The organism is Bacillus sp. mrc49, from assembly GCF_002803435.1.
The window spans coordinates 1-965 of the sequence record NZ_PHNG01000133.1 but is presented as its reverse complement, the minus strand read 5'-3'; the positions used below and the strand labels follow the sequence as shown (position 1 = coordinate 965).

1 pseudogene is annotated in these 965 nt (G+C 41.5%); it reads right to left on the bottom strand.

The annotated features are described in order from the left end of the window. Window positions 1-149 precede the first annotated feature (149 nt). A pseudogene (locus tag CVN76_RS00915) lies at window positions 150-965 on the bottom strand (copper amine oxidase); the annotation flags it as partial.

Here is a 965-nt window from a genome sequence, read left to right as displayed (position 1 = left end):
TAGAATAATGGCTATTAAGATAAAACAAGCGAAATGAATTAGTTTATTCATATCATGACCTCATTTCAATCACTCAATTTGAAAAAAAAAAGAGAGATTACACTCTCTTTTTTTCATTATTATATAGGGTAAGGAAAATTTGGTATTTATTATTTAGACAGTTTTCTTTTACGTACGACCACTACTGCCATTAATGCTGCTAATGACCCTAACGCTGTCCAAATGACCGTTAGTGGGTTCGTTGTTTGTTCGGAAGCACCGCCCATGCCCGTTTTAGGCATATCGGATGGCATCGCCGTTCCGGCAAACTTGTCTGGGTTTTGCTTCACAATCGCATCCCCAAGCGCTTGACCGACACCAAACATTAATTTGTACCCTTCACGGTATGTGTCATAGCTTCCAGCATAGTCGCCCGCTACGTATTGTTCAAACGTTTTGATGACAGTATCTTCATGTGCTTTAACCGCTTCTTGAGCTGCCTCCGTTGGCAGATTCTCTCCTGTTGCACTACCTAGGAATGTACCAAACTCTTGTGCAAACTTATGGAGCTTATCTTTTGCAGCCTGTTCGCCTGCTTTATCGTCTTTTATTTGTGCACTTACGAATTCAGCTTGTGCATTGATGTGATCTCCCTGCCAAATTTTTTCGAATTGGGCGGCACCTTCATCACCATATACTGAACCGATCGCTGCTTTGAAATCAGCTGTATTGGCATTTTCAGACCATCCAATATAGTCATAGTCCTTTGCACCTTCGAAGCCTTTTTGCATGCCCATTGTTGCTAAAGCAAAGTGTTCAGCTGCCAAACTATTCAATGTAGAACGTAAATCAGCGGCAGGTGTGTCCGCTTTTGAATTTTCAAATTTATCCGGCATTTGCGCTACAATGGAAGTGGATAACGCTTTACTGATGTCGAACATATGTTGGAAGCCTTCACGATATGTTTTGGCAGCACCTTCATAATC